Annotated in this window: 2 protein-coding genes; both read right to left on the minus strand. The window is 70.9% G+C overall.

Annotated elements, in window-relative coordinates; all coding sequences use genetic code 11:
* The coding region (locus AOK00_RS29445) for a twin-arginine translocation signal domain-containing protein (protein ID WP_159041870.1) at positions 1–242 on the minus strand (242 nt) is incomplete at its 3' end.
* Positions 243–389: 147 nt separating this feature from the next.
* Positions 390–1,061 (minus strand): lyase family protein (locus AOK00_RS40780; protein ID WP_254047551.1); only part of this gene is annotated, 672 nt, incomplete at its 5' end.

The raw sequence follows: 1,061 nt of genomic DNA on the forward strand, positions 1-1,061 counted from the left end.
ACGGCGACGCCCGCGCGGGCGAGCCGGAGGGCGGCGACGGAGCCGCCGTATCCGGTGCCGACGACGAGGGCGGGCACGTGGGCGCCGGTGGGGATGGGGGTGTCGGCGAGGCGGGCTTCGGCGTGGGCCGGGGTGCCGTGACCGACGAGGGCGGCAGCACCGAGAACAGAACCTGTTCCCGCGAGGAATCGGCGGCGGCTGACGCCTCCGATTCCCCTTGCGGGCAGGGGGTGTTCGCTCATGTGATGTTCCTCACTCAGGGGCGAATGGGAACATGTTCTACTGTCGACTATCGGGGAAGTCACGAGAAACCGACGGGTAACTTCAGGCCGGGCACGCCTGCGCGGCCCCCTCAGCTCCGGTCANNGGGGGCCGAGGAGGCGGCGAGGTCAGGCCAGGGCCGGGCCCGGGGCTCCGGTGAGGCGCTCGGGGGTGAGCAGCTCGGCGAGGCGTTCGGCAGGCAGGAGGCCCTTCTCCAGGGTGAGTTCGACGACTCCGCGCCCGGTGGCGAGCGCCTCCTGCGCGATGGCCGTGGCCGCGGTGTAGCCGAGATGCGGGTTGAGCGCGGTGGCGAGGCCGATGGAGTTCTCGACGGCCGCCCGGAGCGCCTCGGTGTTGGCGGTGATGCCGCTGACGCAGCGGTCGGCGAGGGTCAGGCAGGCGGCGCGCAGGGAGAGGAGGCTCTTCGACAGGGCGTGGAAGATGACCGGTTCGAAGGCGTTGAGCTGGAGCTGCCCGGCCTCGGCGGCCATGGTGATGGTGATGTCGTTGCCGATCACCTCGAAGGCGACCTGGTTGACGACCTCGGGAATCACCGGGTTGACCTTGCCGGGCATGATGCTGGAACCGGCCTGGACCGGCGGCAGGTTGATCTCGTTGAGCCCCGCGCGCGGTCCGGAGGACAGCAGCCGCAGGTCGTTGCAGGTCTTGGAGAGCTTGACCGCGATGCGCTTCAGGACTCCGGAGAGCTGGACGAAGGCGCCGCAGTCCTGAGTGGCCTCGATCAGGTTGGCGGAGGTGACGAGCGGCAGGCCGGTCAGCTCGGCGAGGGTGCGGCGGGC

It is taken from the genome of Streptomyces aureus (assembly GCF_001418135.1).
GTDB lineage: Bacteria > Actinomycetota > Actinomycetes > Streptomycetales > Streptomycetaceae > Streptomyces > Streptomyces aureus_A.